The sequence below is a fragment of the Kocuria sp. ChxB genome (assembly GCF_044359605.1).
Classification (GTDB): domain Bacteria; phylum Actinomycetota; class Actinomycetes; order Actinomycetales; family Micrococcaceae; genus Kocuria; species Kocuria rhizophila.
In genome coordinates this window covers 396,386-414,642 of the sequence record NZ_CP121123.1, presented here as the reverse complement: position 1 = coordinate 414,642, position 18,257 = coordinate 396,386, and the positions used below count along the sequence as shown (strand labels likewise).

Below are 18,257 nucleotides of genomic sequence, written 5' to 3'. Positions count from 1 at the left end.
TTGAAGGTGCTCTACGCGGGCACCCCGGACACCGCGGTCCCGCCCCTGGAGGCGCTGCACGAGGATCCCCGGCTGCAGGTGGTGGCCGTGCTGACCCGGGAGGACGCCCCCGTGGGTCGGAAGAAGACCATGACGCCGTCTGCAGTGGCGCGCCGGGCCGAGGAACTGGACCTTCCCGTGCTCAAGGCCAACCGGGTGGGCCCGGAGCTGCATGACGCCCTGCGGGCCACGGGCGCGAGCATTGCCGCCGTCGTGGCCTACGGCGCGCTCCTGCCGCAGGCCGCGCTGGACGTGTTCGAGCACGGCTGGATCAACCTGCACTTCTCCCTGCTCCCGCAGTGGCGCGGGGCGGCCCCCGTCCAGCGAGCACTGATGGCGGGGGACCGCGTGGTGGGCGCCTCCACGTTCGTGCTGGACCAGGGGATGGACACCGGCCCCGTGGTGGGAACCCTCACGGACGAGGTCTCCGAGGAGGACACCGCCGGCACCGTCCTGGACCGGCTCGCGCACACAGGGGCCCCGCTGCTCGCCGAGTCCCTGCTGGGGGTGGCCTCGGGTGCCCTCCACCCGGAGCCTCAGCGCGGAGAGGCCAGCGCGGCGCCCAAGCTCACCGGCCCGGACGCCCGGATCACGTGGTCACAGCCTGCCGTGGTGGTGGCGCACCACGTCCGCGGCGTCACCCCGGAGCCCGGGGCGTGGACGGAGTTCGACGGCCAGCGCGTCAAGGTCGAACGCGTGGTGCCGGCTCCCCAGGTCACGGGGATCACCCCGGGTCACGTGGAGATTCGGGACCGGCAGGTCTTCGCCGGGACCGGGTCCTACGCGGTGGAACTGACCCGCGTGCAGCCCGCAGGCAAGAAGTCCATGGCAGCCCTGGACTGGGCCCGTGGCAAGCAGCACATGGAACAGGTGGCGTTCGTATGAGTCAGGACCGCAGCACCCACGGACAGGGTGGGCAGGAGGGCGGCCGGGACCGTCCAGGACGGGCCGGTCGAGGCGGCTCCGGCGGCCGTGAGGACGGCCCCCGGGCGGCGCGGGACTCCTTCCGCTCCCGCGGCGGCACCGACCAGGTTCGGGCCGGGAACCCGCGGAGCGGACCGGGGGACCGGCGTGGCGGAGCGACCGGCTCCGCGGGCCGCCCCGGCGACCGCCCGAACCGTGAGGGACAGGGCGGGTCGGAGCCGGGTAGCTCCCGCCGCAACGCCAAGGGCCACGAGCGCAACCGGCGTGCCCAGCACGAACGGTCCTACTCCGCGCAGGCCCCGGGCCAGCGGCGTCGCCACTCCGATCCGGCGCGGCTGGCGGCATTCCGGGCGCTGCGCGCGGTGAACTCCGAGGACGCCTACGGCAACCTGGTGCTGCCCGGTCTGGTGCGGGAGCTGCGCCTCGACAAGCGGGACGCCGCGTTCGCCACGGAACTGGCCTACGGCACCATGCGCTGGAGCGGTACGTGGGACGCCGTTCTGGCCGGCTGCGTGGACCGCCCCCTGGAGCAGCTGGATCCCGCGGTGCTGGACGCCCTGCGGCTGGGTGCCCACCAGCTGCTGGCCATGCGCGTGCCCGACCACGCGGCCCTGGACGCCACCGTGGGGCTGGTGCGCGGTGAGGTCGGGCAGGGCCCGGCCGGGCTCGTCAACGCGGTGCTGCGCAAGGTGGCCCGGCGCACCCAGGAGGAGTGGCTCGAGGCCCTCGAGAGCGAGCAGCCGGACGAGTGGCGTCGCATGAGCATCCGCTACGCGCACCCCGTGTGGGAGATCCGTGCGCTGCGCCGTGCGCTGCGGGCCAACGGGCGGGACCCCGAGGAGATCACGGATCTGCTGGCCGCCGACAACGACGCGCCGCGCGTGCACCTCGTGGCACTGCCGGGCCTCGGCTCGCTCGAGCCCGCGCTGGAGGACGGAGCCAAACCCGGGGATCTCGTACCCGGCAGCGCCGTCAGCGGCGGGGGAGACGTCCACCGTGTGCCCGGCGCCCGCGAAGGAGTGGTGCGTGTCCAGGACGCGGGCTCGCAGCTCGTGGCCCGTGTGCTGGCCCGTGCCGAGGTCGCGGAGGACTCCGGTCGCTGGGCCGACTTCTGCGCCGGTCCCGGCGGCAAGGCCGCGCTGCTCGCGGCGCTCGCGCACCAGCAGGGCGCCTCCTTGCTGGCCAACGAGGTCAGCGAGCACCGCAGCGACCTCGTGCGCCAGGCGCTGCAGCCCGTGCCGCGTGAGGCCTGGGAGGTGCGCACCGGGGACGCGCGGCAGCTCCCGGAGGTGCACCAGGCCGCGTTCGACCGCGTGCTCGTGGACGTCCCGTGCACCGGACTGGGTGCGCTGCGCCGCCGCCCGGAGGCCCGCTGGCGGCGCACCCCGTCCGACGTGGCGAACCTCGCCGGAATCCAGCGCGAGCTGCTCGACGCCGCGGTGGCGGCCGCCCGCCCCGGCGGCGTGGTGCTGTACGCCACGTGCTCCCCGCACACCGCAGAGACCCACGACGTCCTCCAGGACCTGCTGGAGAAGCGCACGGACGTGCAGGTCCTGGACACCGCCGCGCTGGCCGTCGAGGCGGCCCTGCCGGGTGCCCTGGAGGACGCGCGCTCCGTGCGCCACGAACTTCCCGGTGGTGGCACGAGCGTCCAGCTGTGGCCGCACGTGCACGGCACGGACGCGATGTACATGGTCGCGCTGCGCCGCACGGCCTGACCCCGGACCGCTGCTGTCCACCGCCCTCGCCAGACCGCTTCCCCCAGGAGGAACCCATGACCCGCTGCGACATCCACCCGTCCATCCTCTCCGCGGACTTCTCCCGTCTGGGCGAGGAGCTGCAGCGCATCAGCACGGCGGATGCCGCGCACGTGGACGTGATGGACAACCACTTCGTCCCCAACCTCACCCTGGGGCTGCCCGTGGTCGAGCGGCTGCAGGCGGTCTCGCCGGTGCCGCTGGACCTGCACCTGATGATCGAGGACCCGGACCGCTGGGCTCCCGCCTACGCGGAGGCCGGGTGCGCGTCCGTGACGTTCCACGCGGAGGCCGCCACGGCCCCGGTCAAGCTGGCCCGGGAGCTGCGCTCCGCGGGCGCGAAGGCGGGTCTCGCGGTGCGTCCGGCCACCCCGATCGAGCCGTACCTCGACCTGTTCCCCGAGCTCGACATGCTGCTCGTGATGACCGTGGAGCCGGGCTTCGGCGGCCAGACGTTCCTGGACGTGACCCTGCCCAAGATCCGCCGCGCGGCCCAGGCACTGCGCAGCCACGGGGGCACCGTGGCGCTGCAGGTGGACGGTGGGATCACCGAGGAGACGATCGTGCGCGCCGCCGAGGCGGGCGCCGACACCTTCGTCGCGGGATCCGCCGTGTACGGCAAGGAGGACCCCGCCGCGGCGATCGCCGCCCTCCGGGAGACCGCGCGTCCCCACATGGGCTGACGGGTGAGCCGAGCCCCACCTCCCGTGCCCGTGGCGTCGGAGGTGCGTGGCATACTGTGCCCAGCAACGTGTTCCGGGGTCGGTGCAATTCCGAACCGGCGGTGACAGTCCGCGAACCGTGAACACCGTGACCGTGGTGCCGGGCCCCTCCGAGGGTCGGGATCGCGGCCACGGAGTGAACGGCCGAACCGGTGGAATTCCGGTGCCGACAGTACAGTCTGGATGGTAGGCACACGTGGGCACCGCGGTCCCGCGGCGCACCCTGTCCTGGGTGGGTCGCCCTGGGCGTTGTCGTGGTGCCGTCCGCCGCACGGTCTCGACCGTGGGCGTGCTCCTGCTCCCCGGAACCACCGATTCGTGGCGGGTGAGAGGAGACACCGTGGAGGTCCTGCGTTGGTTGTTCGACGCGCAGTTGCGCGTGGGGGACGGCTTCATCCTGTGGCGTGAAGTGATCGGCAACGTGTTCGGCCTGCTGTCCGCCGTGGGCGGGATGCGCCGCAAGGTGTGGGCCTGGCCCGTGGGGATCGTGGGCAACGCCATCCTTCTCACGGTGTTCCTGGGCGCGGTCTTCGAGACCCCCAATCCCGTGAACCTGCTGGGGCAGGCCGGACGCCAGGTCATGTTCATCGCGGTGTCCGTCTTCGGGTGGGTGCAGTGGCACCGCTCGCGGGGCGCCTCGCAGGAGGCCGTGACCCCGCAGTGGGCCGGCACCCGTCAGCGCCTGCTCCTGGTCGCCGCCCTGCTGCTGGGCACTGCCGTGCTCACGCCCATCTTCCGCGCCCTGGGGTCCTACGAGCCCGTGTGGGCGGACGCCTGGATCTTCATGGGTTCCCTGCTCGCCACGTGGGGGATGGCCAAGGGCTGGGTCGAGTTCTGGCTCTTCTGGGTGGCGGTGGACATCGTGGGCGTGCCCCTGCTGTTCTCCGCGGGCTACTACGCCTCGGGGATCATGTACCTGGTCTACGGCGGCTTCACCCTGGCGGGCTTCTTCGTGTGGTGGCGCGTCAACACGCGCCAGCGCAAGGCGGCCACCATCGGCACCGGGTTCCCGGACCTGCACCTCTCGGTCGGGGACGACCGGTCGTGACGGGCGTCCCCGACCTCCCGGCGGCAGACCCCCACGCCCACGACGACGCGGGACTCCCGCACCCCACACGCGTGCCATCGAGCGCGGCGGGTGCCCCCGATCTCCCGGCGGCAGGACCCGATGCGTACGACGACGCCGGACTCCCGGCTCGCGCGCACACGTCACCGCACGCTGCAGGCGCCCCCGCGACGTCGGACCCCGCGGCCGGCCGATGCCCGGAACGGGGATTCACCGCCGCGGAGACGGCCGCGATGCGCGCGGCACTGACTGCTGCGGCGCGCGGGGTGCGGGGCGCCAACCCGGTGGTGGGCGCCGCGCTGCTGTCCGTCGAGGGCGAGGTCCTGCACGTGGGGCACCACCGGGGCGCCGGGACCGCCCACGCCGAGGTCGCCGTCCTGGACGCCGCGCGGGAGGCGGGGACCCCGCTGCAGGACACCACCCTGCTCGTGACGCTCGAACCGTGCCACCACACGGGCCGCACGGGGCCGTGCACGAAGGCCATCCTGCGTGCCGGAATCGGCCGGGTGGTGCACGCCGTGGCCGACACCACGGACGCGGCGCGCGGCGGTGCCGCGTGGTTGCGGGAGCACGGCGTCGAGGTCCGGGAGGGGCTGCTCGCGGCCGAGGCGCTGGAGCTGAACGAGCGCTGGCTGCGCGCCCAGCAGCAGCGTCGCCCGTTCGTGAGCCTGAAGATCGCCCAGAGCATCGACGGCCGCGTGGCCGCCGCGGACGGCACGAGCCAGTGGATCACGGGCGCTCCGGCCCGCGCGGAGGGCCACCACCTGCGCACCCGCGTGGACGCGGTCCTCGTGGGCGGGGGGACGCTGCGCAGCGACGACCCCTCGCTCACGGCGCGCACCGCCGCAGGACAGCTCTGCGCCAGGCAGCCCCTGCGCGCGGTGATGTCCACCCGACCGGTGCCGGAGGCGGCCCGGATCCGTGGCGGAACCGCGCAGGTCGTTCCCGCACCGGGGCCCGGCGGCCCGGTGCCAGAGCTCGGAGCCTCCGGGTCCGGCGTGCCTGTGCCCGGCGCCCCTGCGCCGGAGGCCAGCGGCCCTGGGCCTGGCGCTGCTGGGACCGGCGCCCCTGCGCCGGGGGTGGATGCCCACGTGACCAGAGCCCCTGTGATTGGAGCCCCTGTGACCGGAGCCGCCGCCTCCGGGGCCCCGGCCGAGGGGGCCGACGGCCGATTCGTCCACCTGGACACCCACGACCCCCGCGAGGCGCTCACCCGCCTGCGGGACCGGGGAGCGGCTCACGTCCTGGTGGAGGGCGGTCCCACCGTGGCGGCGGCCTTCCTCGCGGCGGATCTCGTGGACGAGCTGTGGCTGTACCAGGCACCCCTGCTGCTGGGCGCGGGCGCGTCCTCGGTGGCCGGGCTGGGCATCGAGACGCTCGCGGCGGCGTCGTCGTGGCGCGGTGATCCCGTGGGGGTGCCGGACGGTGCAGTGGGGGCCGTGGGGGAGGACCTGCGGTGGCACCTGCGCCCGGCACCGTCATGAGGGCCCCGCGCTGACGGCCTCGCGCTGAGGGTCCCGCGCTCACCGTCCCACGCTGCAGGTTCCACGCCGGATGCCCGCACGGCCAGCCCGGGTGGACGACGCACGGAACCAGCGGTGCGCCCCGGGTCCCTGCGCCTTGAGCCCCTGCACCCCGGGCCCCTGCGCCACGCGGACCCCACCGCGCTCTCGGGCTGCGGCGCCACGGCGTCGGCGCCCCGACCAAGACATCGTGACCGACCGCGCACCGCTGCGCGGTCCACCACCCCCACAGGAGAGTTCTCGTGTTCACAGGAATCGTCGAAACCCAGGCCACCGTCCAGCGAGTGGAGCGCGTGGCGCAGGACGCCGCCCGGCTCCACCTCACGGCGGGCACGCTCGTGGCGGACCTGCAGCGCGGCGGGTCACTGGCCGTGAACGGCGTGTGCCTCACAGCCGTGCCCGCCGACGGGTCCGAAGGCACGGACTTCACCGCGGACGTCATGGGGGAGACCCTGCGCCTGACCACCCTCGGCGAGCTGCGGGACGGCGACACCGTGAACGTGGAACGCTGCACGGCGGCCGGCCAGCGTCTGGACGGGCACGTGGTCCAGGGCCACGTGGACGGCGTGGGCCGGATCGTGTCCCGCACCCCGCACAGCGGGTGGGACACCGTGCGCGTGGCGGTGCCGGGGGAACTCGCGCGGTACATCGCCGTGAAGGGCTCGATCGCGGTGGACGGGGTCTCCCTCACCGTCACCGCCGTGAACCGCCCCGGAGAGGACGAGGCGTGGTTCGAGGTGGGCGTGATCCCCGAGACCCTGCGGGTGACCACCCTGGGCACGCGTGCGCCGGGGGACCGGGTCAACCTGGAGGTGGACGTGCTCGCCAAGTACGCCGAGCGGCTGGCCGAGTGCGCCGCCGCGACCGCGGGGGACGAGGTGCGCCTCGACTCCGTGCCGGACGCGGTGGCCGCGATCGCCTCGGGCGCGGCCGTGGTGGTCGTGGACGACGAGGACCGGGAGAACGAGGGAGACCTCGTCTTCGCCGCGCAGCACGCCACCCAGCCGCTCATGGGCTTCACGGTGCGCCACAGCTCGGGCGTGGTGTGCGTGCCCATGCCGGGGGAGCGGGCCGACGCCCTGGGGCTGCCACCCATGACGGCGCACAACGAGGACGCCAAGGGCACCGCGTACACCATCACGTGCGACGCCCGCGTGGGCATCACCACCGGCATCAGCGCCCGGGACCGGGCCCTGACCACCCGCCTGCTCGCCCTGCCCGGCACCACCGCTCCCGATCTCACCCGCCCCGGGCACATCCTCCCGCTGCGGGCCGTTCCCGGCGGCGTGCGGGAGCGCCCGGGGCACACGGAGGCCGCCGTCGAGCTCACCCGCCTGGCCGGGTGCGAGCCCGTGGGCGCCATTGCGGAGATCGTCGACGACGCCGGCCAGCCCCGCCGCGCGCCCGCCCTGCGCCGCTTCGCGGACGAGCACGGCCTCGTGATGATCAGCATCGCGGACCTCGTGCGCCATCTGGACGACGCCGAGGCGCTCGCCGCGCGCGAGGACGGTGCGGCACGGGGACTCACCGCGTGAGCGCCGCAGAGCACCGCACGTCAGAAGAGCACTGTTACGCGGAAGTGCACAGCCACGCGGAAGTGCGCGGCCCCTCGGAAGAGCGCGGCCCCGCGGAAGGGCACCGCCCCGCCACGGCTCCGGGGCCCGGCCCCGTGCTGGAGCACTCCGAACCGGTCACGATCCCCACGGACCACGGGTCCTTCTCTGTGATCGGGTGGCGAGTGCCCGAGGGCCACGGGGTCCCCGCCACGGAGCACGTGTCGCTGACGGCGCCCCCGCCGCCGGGCGAGGACACGCTGCCCCCGCTCGTGCGGCTGCACTCGGAGTGCCTCACCGGGGACGTCCTCGGGTCCTGGCGCTGCGACTGCGGACCCCAGCTGCAGCTCGCGCTGGAGCGGATTCACAGGCACGGCGGCACCGTGCTGTACCTGCGCAACCACGAGGGCCGCGGCATCGGCCTGGTCAACAAGCTGCGGGCGTACAAGCTCCAGGACGCCGGGGCGGACACCGTGGACGCCAACACCATGCTCGGGCTGCCCGCCGAGGCACGGGACTATACGGCGGCGGCGCGGATCCTCACCGCCATGAACCTCACCTCGATCCGCCTGCTCACCAACAACCCGGACAAGATCAGCAAGCTCAAGGCCCTCGGGATCACCGTGGTGGAAGCGGTGACCCACCAGGTGCCCGCCCGGACCGAGAACGTCGACTACCTGCGCGCCAAGCGCGACCGCATGCACCACCACCTCACCCACCTCACACCAGGAGAGAACTCATGAGCGGACACGGAGCCCCCACCACCGATGCCACGACCCTCGACGCCACCGGCCTGCGCGTGGCCGTGGTGGCCGCCAGCTGGCACACCACCATCATGGACGGGCTGCTCCGCGGCGCCCGGCGCGCGCTCGCGGACGCCCGCACCGGGCAGCTGCTGGAGGTCCGCGTTCCCGGCAGCTTCGAGCTGCCCGTCGCGGCGAGCCGCCTGGCCGGTGACGTGGACGCGGTGGTCGCGCTCGGCGTCGTGATCCGCGGCGGAACCCCGCACTTCGACTACGTGTGCCACGCGGCCACCTCCGGTCTCACCGAGGTCTCCGTGCACACCGGGACCCCCGTGGGGTTCGGGCTGCTCACGTGCGACACCGAGCAGCAGGGACTGGACCGCGCCGGGCTCGAGGGCTCCCAGGAGGACAAGGGCTACGAAGCCGCCCACGCGGCCCTGAGCACGGCACTCACCCTGGCCGCGCACGGGAGCTGACCCCGCCGAGGACCGCGACCCCGGCCCCGTGCGGTGAGCCACACCGCGGGACCGGGGCCCGCGTTCGGGGGAGCAGCACGCACGCATTACCCTGGAACGGTGAAAACCTTCGACGACCTCTTCACCGAACTCAGCGCCAAGGCGGCCCAGCGCCCCGAGGGCTCCAAGACCGTGGCGGAGCTGGACTCCGGCGTGCACGGCATCGGCAAGAAGGTCGTGGAGGAGGCCGCCGAGGTCTGGATGGCGTGCGAGCACGAGACCCACGAGGAGGCCGCTGAGGAGATCTCGCAGCTGCTCTACCACCTCCAGGTCATGATGATCGCCAAGGGCATGACCCTCGAGGACGTCTACAAGTACCTCTGAGCCCGCACCGCGCGACGTGAGCACACCGCCGCGCTCGCGGGTCACCACCGTCCCAGTCCGCTGTCGCGGGAAGGAATCCCATGCTGAGAGTCGCCGTGCCCAACAAGGGTGCGCTGTCCGAGTCCGCCACCACCATGCTCACGGAGGCCGGCTACCGGCAGCGGCGCAGTAGCCGCGAGCTCGTGCTCGTGGACAACGACAACGGGGTGGAGTTCTTCTACCTGCGCCCGCGTGACATCGCCATTTACGTGGGCGGGGGCACCCTGGACCTGGGCATCACGGGCCGTGACCTGCTCCTGGACTCCGGGGCCGAGGCCGCCGAGGAGCTGTGCCTGGACTTCGCCCGTTCCACCTTCCGCCTGGCCGGCCCGCTCGGGCAGTTCTCCTCGGTGCAGGACCTGCAGGGCAAGCGGATCGCCACGAGCTACCAGCTGCTGCTGGAGCAGCACCTCGCCAAGCAGGGCGTCGATGCCGAGGTGGTGCGCCTGGACGGCGCCGTGGAGTCCGCCATCCGGCTGGGCGTCGCGGACGCGATCGCGGACGTCGTGGAGACCGGCAACACCCTGCGGGCCGCGGGACTCGAGATCTTCGACGAGCCCATCATGAGGTCCGAGGCGCTGCTCATCCGGCGCGGGGACGAACCGGAACCCGAGGGGCTGAGCGTGCTGCGGCGTCGTCTGCAGGGTGTGCTCGTGGCCCGGCAGTACGTGATGATGGACTACGACATCCGCGAGGAGCTGCTGCCCGCGGCCGTGGAGATCACCCCCGGCATGGAGGGCCCCACCATCTCCCCGCTGGGCCGGGACGGGGCGGTGGCGGTCCGCTCGATGGTCTGCAAGGCGGACACGAACAAGGTCATGGACGCGCTCTACGAGGTGGGGGCCCGGGCCATCCTGGTGTCCCCGATCCAGGCGGCGCGGATCTGACGTGCGCCCCGCCGCGGTCCGTGCGGCGGGGCGGGCACGGCGCAGCAGCACGAGCGAACGACGAAGGGCGGCACAGATGGGTGTGGCGGTGCGGGTGATCCCGTGCCTGGACGTGGATGCCGGGCGCGTGGTCAAGGGTGTGAACTTCGAGAACCTGCGGGACGCGGGCGATCCCGTGGAGCTGGCGGCCCGCTACGACCTCGCGGGTGCGGACGAGCTCACGTTCCTGGACGTCACGGCGTCCTCGAGCGAGCGGGACACCATGTACGACGTGGTGGCGCGCACCGCGGAGAAGATGTTCATCCCCCTCACGGTGGGCGGCGGCGTGCGGACCCCGGAGGACGTGGACCGGCTGCTGCGGTGCGGCGCGGACAAGGTGTCGGTCAACACGGCGGCGGTGACGCGACCGGAGGTGATCGACGAGATCACCCGGCGCTTCGGCAACCAGGTGCTCGTGCTCTCGCTGGACGCCCGCCGCACCGGCAACACAGCCTCCGGCTTCGAGGTCACCACGCGCGGTGGCCGCACCCTCACCGGGATCGACGCGCTGGACTGGGCGCGGGAGGCCGAACGGCGCGGCGTGGGGGAGATCCTGCTCAACTCGATGGACGCGGACGGCACGCGGGAGGGCTTCGACCTGGAGATGATCGCCGCCGTGCGCGCCGTGGTGGGCGTGCCGCTGATCGCCTCGGGCGGCGCGGGTGCCCCCGAGCACTTCCCCCCGGCCGTCGCGGCCGGCGCGGACGCGGTGCTCGCCGCCTCGGTGTTCCACTTCGGACCGGACCACGCGATCGAGGACGTCAAGAACGCCCTGCGCGCCGCGGGCCACGAGGTGCGCTGATGACCGGCACGGACACTCCCCGCGAGGCGCACGGCCACCCCGCCCTGGACCAGGAGATAGCGGCCCGTCTGAAACGGGACCCCGCGGGTCTCGTGGCCGCCGTGGTGCAGCAGCACGACACCGGCGAGGTGCTCATGCTCGGCTGGATGGACGACGAGGCCCTGCGCCGGACCCTGACCGAGGGCCGGGTGACGTTCTGGTCCCGTTCGCGCCAGGAGTACTGGCGCAAGGGGGACACCTCCGGCCACGTCCAGCGGGTGCACTCGGTGCACCTGGACTGCGACGGCGACGCCCTGCTCGTGAAGGTCGACCAGACCGGCGCGGCATGTCACACCGGTACCCGCACGTGCTTCGACGGGCGGAACCTGAACGCGGAACAGGCGGTCCAGTAGTGCAGGAGCTCGGCACCATCACCCCCACCCTCGAGGAGTTCCGCGAGTACGCGGCCACGCGCCGCGTGGTTCCTGTGCGGATGTCCGTGCTCGCGGACGCCCTGACCCCCGTGGGCCTCTACCGGGCGCTCGTCACGCGCGACGGTGCCGCCCGCCCGGGCACGTTCCTGCTCGAGTCCGCGGCCGAGGGTGGCGTGTGGTCGCGCTACTCGTTCGTGGGCGCGGGGTCCGTGGCCACGCTCACCGCTCGGGACGGGCAGGCGCACTGGCTCGGGGACGCGCCCTCCGGTGCACCCACGGACGGTGACCCGCTCGAGGCCCTGCGAGCGACCATGGAGCTGCTGCACACCGAGCCGTTCGAGGGCGTTCCCCCGCTCACCAGCGGCATGGTCGGGTTCGTGGGCTGGGAGGCGGTGCGTCGCTGGGAGAAGCTGCCGCACCCGCCCGAGGACGACCTGCACGTCCCCGAGCTCGCCATGAACCTGGTCTCCGACATGGCCGTGCACGACAGCAAGGACGGCACGGTCCTGCTGGTGGCCAACGCCGTGAACGTCAACGGCACGGACGAGAACGTTGACGCGGCCTACCACGACGCCGTGGCGCGCCTGGAGTCGATGCTGAGCCGGCTCGCCACTCCCCTGGAGCGCACCACGGTGTCCGTGGCGCCGCCCGGCCCGGTGGACCTGGAGGCCGCCGTGGAGCAGTCCTGGGACCGGGAGCTGTTCATGTCCGCGATCGACCGCGGCAAGCAGGCCATCGTGGACGGCGAGATCTTCCAGGTGGTGGTCTCGCGCCGCTTCGAGACGGCGTGCGGCGCGGACTCCCTGGACGTGTACCGCACCCTGCGCCGGATCAACCCGAGCCCGTACATGTACCTCTACTCGTTCGAGGACGCCCACGGCAGGCCCTACTCGATCGTGGGCTCCTCGCCGGAGGCCCTCGTCACGGTCACGGGGCGCCAGGCCGTGACCCACCCGATCGCGGGATCGCGCCCACGGGGGGCCACCGTGGACGAGGATCTCGCGCTCGGGGAGGACCTGCTCGCGGACGAGAAGGAGCGCGCGGAGCACCTCATGCTCGTGGACCTCGCGCGCAACGACCTCTCCAGGGTGGCCGAGCCCGGCAGCGTGGACGTCAGCGAGTTCATGGAGATCGAGCGCTTCAGCCACGTCATGCACCTGTGCTCCACCGTGGTCGCGCGGATGCGCGAGGACGTGACGGCCTACGACGTGCTGGCCGCCACCTTCCCGGCGGGAACCCTCTCCGGAGCCCCCAAGCCCCGGGCGCTGCAGCTGCTGGACGAGTACGAGCCCCTGCGCCGCGCGGTCTACGGCGGCGTGGTGGGCTACATGGACTTCGCCGGGAACATGGACATGGCCATCGCCATCCGCACCGCGCTGCTCCTCGAGGGCCGGGCCTACGTGCAGGCCGGCGGGGGTATCGTGGCGGACTCCGACCCCGAGTCCGAGGCCCAGGAGTCGCTCAACAAGGCCACCGCCCCGCTGCGCGCCGCCCTGATCGCCCAGTCCCTGCGACCGCTCGCACCCTGAGCGCACCCGCACCGCACCCCCAGAGGAGCCGACCTTGCCGCGTCGCACCGCCCCCGCCGTCCTGAGCACGCTGCTGTGCGCGCTCGCGCTGTTCGGCACCACCACCCAGGCCTGGATCCACGCCGCCGTCACCACGTCCCTCCAGCCGGTCACGGTGGACGTCACGGGTGCCGACGCCGCGCCTGCCGTCACGGCCCTGGGTCTCGTGGCCGCCGTGGCCGCGGTGGCCTCCGCCCTGGGGGGGCGGATCCTGCGGACGGTCGTGGGCGTCGTCGTGGTCCTCGCCGGTGCGGGCGCGGTGGCCGCGGTGCTCGCCGTCACGGCGGACCCGCGGGCGGCGGCCCAGCCCGCCGTGGGCGCCCAGACCGGCGTGATCAGCGGCGGCGGCGAGTACGCCATGACCGCGTGGCCTTGGGCCGCCGTGGCGGCGGCGGTCCTGCTGGGCCTGTGCGGGATCTGGCTCGTGCTCGTGGCCCAGCGGGTGCGGGCTCGTGCGACCCAGCGCTACGACCGCGCGCCGCTCACGGGTGCCGCGGGTCCGCAGGACACCGCGGCGACCGGGCAGGACGTGACGGACGAGGGGTCGACGAGCGCGGCGGGCGCGTCGAGCACCCCGCCCGGTGAGACCCAGGCGGCCGACCACGCGGACGACATCGACACGTGGGACGCCCTGACCCGCGGCGAGGATCCCACGCGGAACACGTGAGACGCTGCCGCTGAGCGAGCCCGGGTAGTGGCACAATGGGCACGGAGAAGACTCGGCCTCGCACCGCACGCGAGTACGTCACAACGAGAGCCTTGGGCTCAACCTGCACGGGAGAGTGGACACGCATGTCGAACACCGATCAGATCATCCTGGACCACACCGCCGCGGTGGGGCACGGCAACACCGTGGCCGCGTGGGCCTGCGTGGCCGTGATGACCGTGGGCGTCATCGTCGGCTGCGTCGGGTTCATCAACGCCTCCGTGCCCGTGACCGTGGTGGGCATCGGGTTCATCGTCGTGGGCCTCGTCGTGGGCGGCGTGCTCAAGGCCATGGGCTACGGCAAGGGCGGGGCGAAGACCACCGCGCACTGACCCCCGCGCCCGCTCGCGGGCGCGGTCAGGTTGAACGTCACCGGATGATGGCCGGCTCCTGGACACGGGGAGCTGGCCATCGTCATCAGCGTGGCGGGTGGGCGGCGCCGCCCCCATCCGTCGACAGGCAAGGGAGTCTCATGACGCAGCAGGATACCGGCACGGTGCTGGACCAGATCATCGAGGGGGTGCGGGAGGACCTCGAGACGCGCAGGTCCGCGGTGAGCCTGCAGGAGGTGCAGCGCGCGGCGGCAGAGCAGACGCCGGCGCTGGACGCCGAGGCGGCGCTGCGGGGCTCGGACCCCGCCGCCGTGCAGGTCATCGCCGAGGTCAAGCGCTCCAGCCCCTCCAAGGGGGCCCTGGCCGAGATCACGGACCCCGCCGCCCTCGCGGCCGCCTACGAGCGGGGTGGCGCCTCCGCCATCTCCGTGCTGACCGAGCAGCGCCGCTTCGGCGGCTCCCTCGAGGACCTCGACGCCGTGCGCCGCGCGGTGGGGATCCCGGTGCTGCGCAAGGACTTCGTGGTGGAGGACTACCAGGTGTGGGAGGCCCGGGCCCACGGGGCGGACATCGTGCTGCTCATCGTGGCCGCGCTGGACGACCACACCCTGACCAGGCTGCTCGAGCTCACCCACCACCTGGGGATGCACGCCCTCGTGGAGACGCACACGGAGGCGGAGATCGACCGCGCGGTCGCGGCCGGCGCCCGCATCATCGGTGTCAACACCCGCAACCTCAAGACCCTCGAGGTGGACGTGGACACGTTCGGCCGCCTGGCCCGCCGGCTGCCCCAGGACGCGGTGCTCGTGGCGGAGTCGGGAATCGTGGGCGAGGACCAGGTGCGGCTGTACGCCGGGCACGGGGCCAACGCCGTGCTCACGGGGGAGGCGCTCGTGACCGCCGAGGACCCGTCCCAGCGGATCTCGCGGTTCCGCGAGGTGGGCGCCCTGGCACGGGGCGAGTTCCTGGAGGGGGCCACCCCTCCCGCGGCCCAGGCGGAGCACGCCGCCTCGCAGGCCGCCGGCGCCGACTCCGCCGAGAACACCGGTTCGCTGCGCAACGCGCCGGGTCCCTACTTCGGGGACTTCGGCGGGCGCTGGATGCCCGAGTCCCTCGTGGCGGCCCTCGACGAGCTCACGGAGACGTTCGAGAAGGCCCGCACGGACGACGAGTTCCAGGCGGAGTTCCAGCGGCTCTGCCGGGACTACGCGGGCCGCCCCTCCCTGCTCACCGAGGCCGAGCGCTTCGGCGCCGAGCTGGGCGTGCGGGTGTTCCTCAAGCGCGAGGACCTCAACCACACCGGCTCCCACAAGATCAACAACGTGCTCGGGCAGGCGCTGCTGGCCCGCCGCATGGGCAAGACCCGCCTGATCGCGGAGACCGGCGCGGGCCAGCACGGCGTGGCCACCGCGACCGCCGCCGCGCTGTTCGGCATGGAGTGCACGGTGTACATGGGGGAGGAGGACACCCGGCGCCAGGCGCTGAACGTCGCGCGCATGCGCCTGCTGGGCGCCGAGGTGGTGGCCGTGACCAACGGCTCGCGCACCCTCAAGGACGCCATCAACGAGGCCCTGCGGGACTGGGTGGCTTCCGTGGACACCACCCACTACCTGCTGGGAACCGCCGCCGGCCCGCACCCGTTCCCGGCCATGGTGCGCTACTTCCACGAGCAGATCGGTGAGGAGGCCCGGGCGCAGATCCTCGAGCAGGCCGGGCGCCTTCCGGACGCCGTGACCGCGTGCGTGGGCGGCGGCTCCAACGCGATCGGCATCTTCCACGGTTTCCTGGACGACGCCTCGGTGCAGCTCTACGGCAACGAGGCCGGGGGCGACGGCGTGTCCACCGGCCGCCACGCCGCGACCATCTCCCTGGGCCGCCCGGGTGTGCTGCACGGGGCGAAGACGTTCCTGATGCAGGACACGGACGGCCAGACCGTGGAGTCCCACTCCATCTCCGCGGGCCTGGACTACCCGGCCGTGGGCCCGGAGCACTCCTACCTGCACTCGATCGGCCGGGTGGCGTACGAGGCCGTCACGGACCAGCAGGCCATGGACGCGTTCCGGCTGCTGTGCCGCACCGAGGGGATCATCCCCGCGATCGAGTCCTGCCACGCGCTGGCGGGCGCCCGTGAGGTTGCCTCCCGGTGGGTCGGTGAGCTCGGGCCCGAGGCCGCCGCCCAGAAGATCATCGTGGTGTCCCTCTCCGGGCGCGGCGACAAGGACGTGGCCACGGCCGCGGAGTGGTTCGACATGCTCCCGGACGACAGCCACGAGGAACGCGTCGCGCAGAAAGGCGAGCAGCTGTGAGCACCACCGCACACCCCTTGAACTCCGAGAGGTCTGAGAGCACCGCCGGGAGCCTGACCGGGCGGATCGTGCCGCAGAACCTGTCCCGGGCGGGCGACTCCGCCCTGTCCCGCAGGATCGAGCAGTGCCGGGAGCAGGGCCGACCCGCACTCGTGGGCTACCTCCCCGCGGGGTACCCCACGGTGGCGGAGTCTGTCGAGGCAGCCGTGGCCCTCGGGCGCAACGGCGCGGACGTCATCGAGATCGGGATCCCCTACTCTGACCCCGTCATGGACGGGCCCGTGATCCAGGCCGCCACCACCGAGTCCCTGGCCAACGGCTTCCGCGTCTCGGACGTGTTCACCGTGGTGCGCGCCGTGGCCGAGCAGACGGATGCCGTTCCCGTGGTCATGACCTACTGGAACCCCGTGCTGCAGACCGGTGTGGACGAGTTCGCCCGCCGGCTGAGCGAGGCCGGGGGAGCGGGGATCATCACCCCGGACCTGATCCCGGACGAGGCCGGTGAGTGGTTCGCGGCCTCCGAGGAGCACGGGCTGGACCGGATCTTCCTGGTGGCCCCGTCCACCACGCGCGAGCGCATGGACATGACCGTGCACGCGTCGTCGGGCTTCGTGTACGCGGTGTCCGTGATGGGCGTGACGGGTGCGCGGGACAGCGTGTCCTCCGCCGCGGAGGACGTGGTGGCGCGTGCCCGTGCGGCCGGTGCGGAGCGGGTGTGCGTGGGCCTGGGGGTCTCCACGCGCGAGCACGTGCTGGAGATCGGAGAGTACGCGGACGGTGTCATCGTGGGCACGGCGCTCGTGCGCGCACTGCGGGGCGGCGGTCCCGAGGCCGTGGGACGCCTGGCCGCCGAGCTCGCGGGACGAGCGTGAGGGGCCTCGTGGTGCCGGCGTCCATCCCCTCGCCGGCGATCAGCAGCATCCACATCGGGTTCCTCACCATCCACTTCTACGCGCTGTGCATCCTGCTGGGCATGGCGCTGGCCGTGTGGCTGACCATGCGGCGCTGGACCCGGCGCGGGCAGGACCCGGACGTGCTGTGGGACATCGTCTTCTGGGCGGTGCTCGCCGGGATCGTGGGCGCCCGTGCTTACCACGTGCTCATCACCGACCCCATGGGCTACTTCGGCCCGGGTGCCGATCCGTGGGACGTCTTGCGGATCTGGGAGGGCGGGATCGGCATCATGGGCGCGGTCACCGCCGGTGCCGGCGCCGCGTGGCTGGTGTGCCGCCGCTACGGTCTGCCGCTGCACGTCTTCGCGGACTGCGTGGCCCCGGGGCTGCTGCTCGCCCAGGCCATCGGCCGCTGGGGCAACTGGTTCAACCAGGAGCTCTTCGGCAAACCCACCACGCTGCCCTGGGGCCTGGAGATCTCCCCGAGCTCTGCCAACTTCCCGCCGGGGCTGCCCCCGGACACCCTGTTCCACCCCACGTTCCTCTACGAGAGCCTGTGGGACCTGCTGGGTGTGGTGCTCCTGCTCCTCGCCGAGCGCCGGATGCGCGTGACCCACGGCCGGGTCTTCGCGCTCTACATGGTGTACTACGGCGTCGGGCGGCTGTTCATCGAGATGTTCCTGCGCGTGGACCCCGCCCTCATGGTGCTCGGGGTGCGTGTGCACGTGTGGACGTCCCTGCTGATCGTGCTCGGGGGTCTGGTGCTGTTCCTCGTCCTGGGGCGCCGGGCCCGGCGGACGGGGCCCACCACGCCGGCCGCCACGGTGGCGGGAGCCGCGCCGAGCGCGGACTGAGCGCACCGCCCACCCGCGCGGCCACCGCCCCGGGCACCGGATCCGTCGACCTGTGACCCGGGGCGTTGCCGTGTCCAGCATGTGGACCGTGTCCACATGCTGGGATAACCCGGTGGGGCCGGGTTGTGATCTGAGCAACGTGCTACGTTACCGGAGCACCGCGTGGGAACCGCCACCCCGGGCTCCCACCGGTGCCGATCCACGGCTTCCCACGAAGCCGCATCCTTTCCGCAACGGGGCGGACACAGGCGT

The 18,257-nt window shown here is 73.3% G+C and carries 18 protein-coding genes and 1 riboswitch; all 18 genes read left to right on the top strand.

What is annotated here, in order from left to right:
- The 18 genes from fmt (at position 1) to lgt (ending at position 18,005) form a co-directional block, all read left to right on the top strand.
- Positions 1-924 (top strand): methionyl-tRNA formyltransferase, encoded by a 924-nt coding sequence (gene fmt, locus P8S73_RS01770; protein WP_396350556.1) that lies wholly within the window; start codon positions 1-3, stop codon positions 922-924.
- Positions 921-2,681 (top strand): RsmB/NOP family class I SAM-dependent RNA methyltransferase, encoded by a 1,761-nt coding sequence (locus P8S73_RS01765; RefSeq protein WP_039101235.1) that lies wholly within the window; start codon positions 921-923, stop codon positions 2,679-2,681. The genes fmt and P8S73_RS01765 overlap by 4 nt, the downstream gene beginning before the upstream one ends.
- A gap of 56 nt (positions 2,682-2,737) precedes the next feature.
- On the top strand, positions 2,738-3,403 hold the full coding sequence (gene rpe / locus P8S73_RS01760; protein ID WP_059281241.1) for a ribulose-phosphate 3-epimerase: 666 nt from the start codon (positions 2,738-2,740) through the stop codon (positions 3,401-3,403).
- Between the two features lie 65 nt (positions 3,404-3,468).
- Positions 3,469-3,641: riboswitch (FMN riboswitch) on the top strand.
- A gap of 141 nt (positions 3,642-3,782) precedes the next feature.
- Positions 3,783-4,490 (top strand): nicotinamide riboside transporter PnuC, encoded by a 708-nt coding sequence (gene pnuC, locus P8S73_RS01755; protein ID WP_035884946.1) that lies wholly within the window; start codon positions 3,783-3,785, stop codon positions 4,488-4,490.
- Positions 4,491-4,741: 251 nt separating this feature from the next.
- Positions 4,742-5,992 carry a bifunctional diaminohydroxyphosphoribosylaminopyrimidine deaminase/5-amino-6-(5-phosphoribosylamino)uracil reductase RibD gene (gene ribD / locus P8S73_RS01750; protein ID WP_224764861.1) on the top strand — a complete coding sequence of 417 codons (1,251 nt, stop codon included), beginning with the start codon at positions 4,742-4,744 and terminating at the stop codon, positions 5,990-5,992.
- Positions 5,993-6,273: 281 nt separating this feature from the next.
- Positions 6,274-7,566 (top strand): riboflavin synthase, encoded by a 1,293-nt coding sequence (locus tag P8S73_RS01745; protein ID WP_059281242.1) that lies wholly within the window; start codon positions 6,274-6,276, stop codon positions 7,564-7,566.
- Between the two features lie 134 nt (positions 7,567-7,700).
- On the top strand, positions 7,701-8,327 hold the full coding sequence (gene ribA, locus P8S73_RS01740) for a GTP cyclohydrolase II (protein WP_059281262.1): 627 nt from the start codon (positions 7,701-7,703) through the stop codon (positions 8,325-8,327).
- Positions 8,324-8,803, top strand: coding sequence for a 6,7-dimethyl-8-ribityllumazine synthase (ribH, locus tag P8S73_RS01735; RefSeq protein WP_059281243.1), 480 nt, complete (start codon positions 8,324-8,326; stop codon positions 8,801-8,803). The genes ribA and ribH overlap by 4 nt, the downstream gene beginning before the upstream one ends.
- Before the next feature lie 99 nt (positions 8,804-8,902).
- A complete protein-coding gene (locus P8S73_RS01730) occupies positions 8,903-9,166 on the top strand; it encodes a phosphoribosyl-ATP diphosphatase (protein ID WP_059281244.1) in 264 nt (87 codons plus the stop codon).
- An 80-nt stretch (positions 9,167-9,246) separates the two neighbouring features.
- On the top strand, positions 9,247-10,092 hold the full coding sequence (gene hisG / locus P8S73_RS01725) for an ATP phosphoribosyltransferase (RefSeq protein WP_059281245.1): 846 nt from the start codon (positions 9,247-9,249) through the stop codon (positions 10,090-10,092).
- A gap of 76 nt (positions 10,093-10,168) precedes the next feature.
- Positions 10,169-10,933, top strand: a complete 765-nt coding sequence (gene hisF, locus P8S73_RS01720; protein WP_019309074.1) for an imidazole glycerol phosphate synthase subunit HisF — start codon at positions 10,169-10,171, stop codon at positions 10,931-10,933.
- Positions 10,933-11,325: a phosphoribosyl-AMP cyclohydrolase gene (hisI, locus tag P8S73_RS01715; RefSeq protein WP_059281246.1), complete on the top strand. Its 393-nt coding sequence runs from the start codon at positions 10,933-10,935 to the stop codon at positions 11,323-11,325. Before hisF ends, hisI begins: the two co-directional genes overlap by 1 nt.
- Positions 11,325-12,875: an anthranilate synthase component I gene (locus P8S73_RS01710; protein WP_039101231.1), complete on the top strand. Its 1,551-nt coding sequence runs from the start codon at positions 11,325-11,327 to the stop codon at positions 12,873-12,875. Before hisI ends, P8S73_RS01710 begins: the two co-directional genes overlap by 1 nt.
- A 34-nt stretch (positions 12,876-12,909) precedes the next feature.
- Positions 12,910-13,581 carry a Trp biosynthesis-associated membrane protein gene (locus tag P8S73_RS01705; RefSeq protein WP_019309077.1) on the top strand — a complete coding sequence of 224 codons (672 nt, stop codon included), beginning with the start codon at positions 12,910-12,912 and terminating at the stop codon, positions 13,579-13,581.
- Between the two features lie 125 nt (positions 13,582-13,706).
- Positions 13,707-13,952, top strand: a complete 246-nt coding sequence (locus tag P8S73_RS01700) for an HGxxPAAW family protein (RefSeq protein ID WP_019309078.1) — start codon at positions 13,707-13,709, stop codon at positions 13,950-13,952.
- A gap of 44 nt (positions 13,953-13,996) precedes the next feature.
- Positions 13,997-16,258, top strand: coding sequence for a bifunctional phosphoribosylanthranilate isomerase/tryptophan synthase subunit beta (locus P8S73_RS01695; RefSeq protein ID WP_336884772.1), 2,262 nt, complete (start codon positions 13,997-13,999; stop codon positions 16,256-16,258).
- An 80-nt stretch (positions 16,259-16,338) separates the two neighbouring features.
- Positions 16,339-17,130: a tryptophan synthase subunit alpha gene (gene trpA, locus P8S73_RS01690; protein ID WP_052239271.1), complete on the top strand. Its 792-nt coding sequence runs from the start codon at positions 16,339-16,341 to the stop codon at positions 17,128-17,130.
- Positions 17,127-18,005 carry a prolipoprotein diacylglyceryl transferase gene (lgt, locus tag P8S73_RS01685; protein ID WP_039101229.1) on the top strand — a complete coding sequence of 293 codons (879 nt, stop codon included), beginning with the start codon at positions 17,127-17,129 and terminating at the stop codon, positions 18,003-18,005. Before trpA ends, lgt begins: the two co-directional genes overlap by 4 nt.
- Positions 18,006-18,257: the final 252 nt, after the last annotated feature.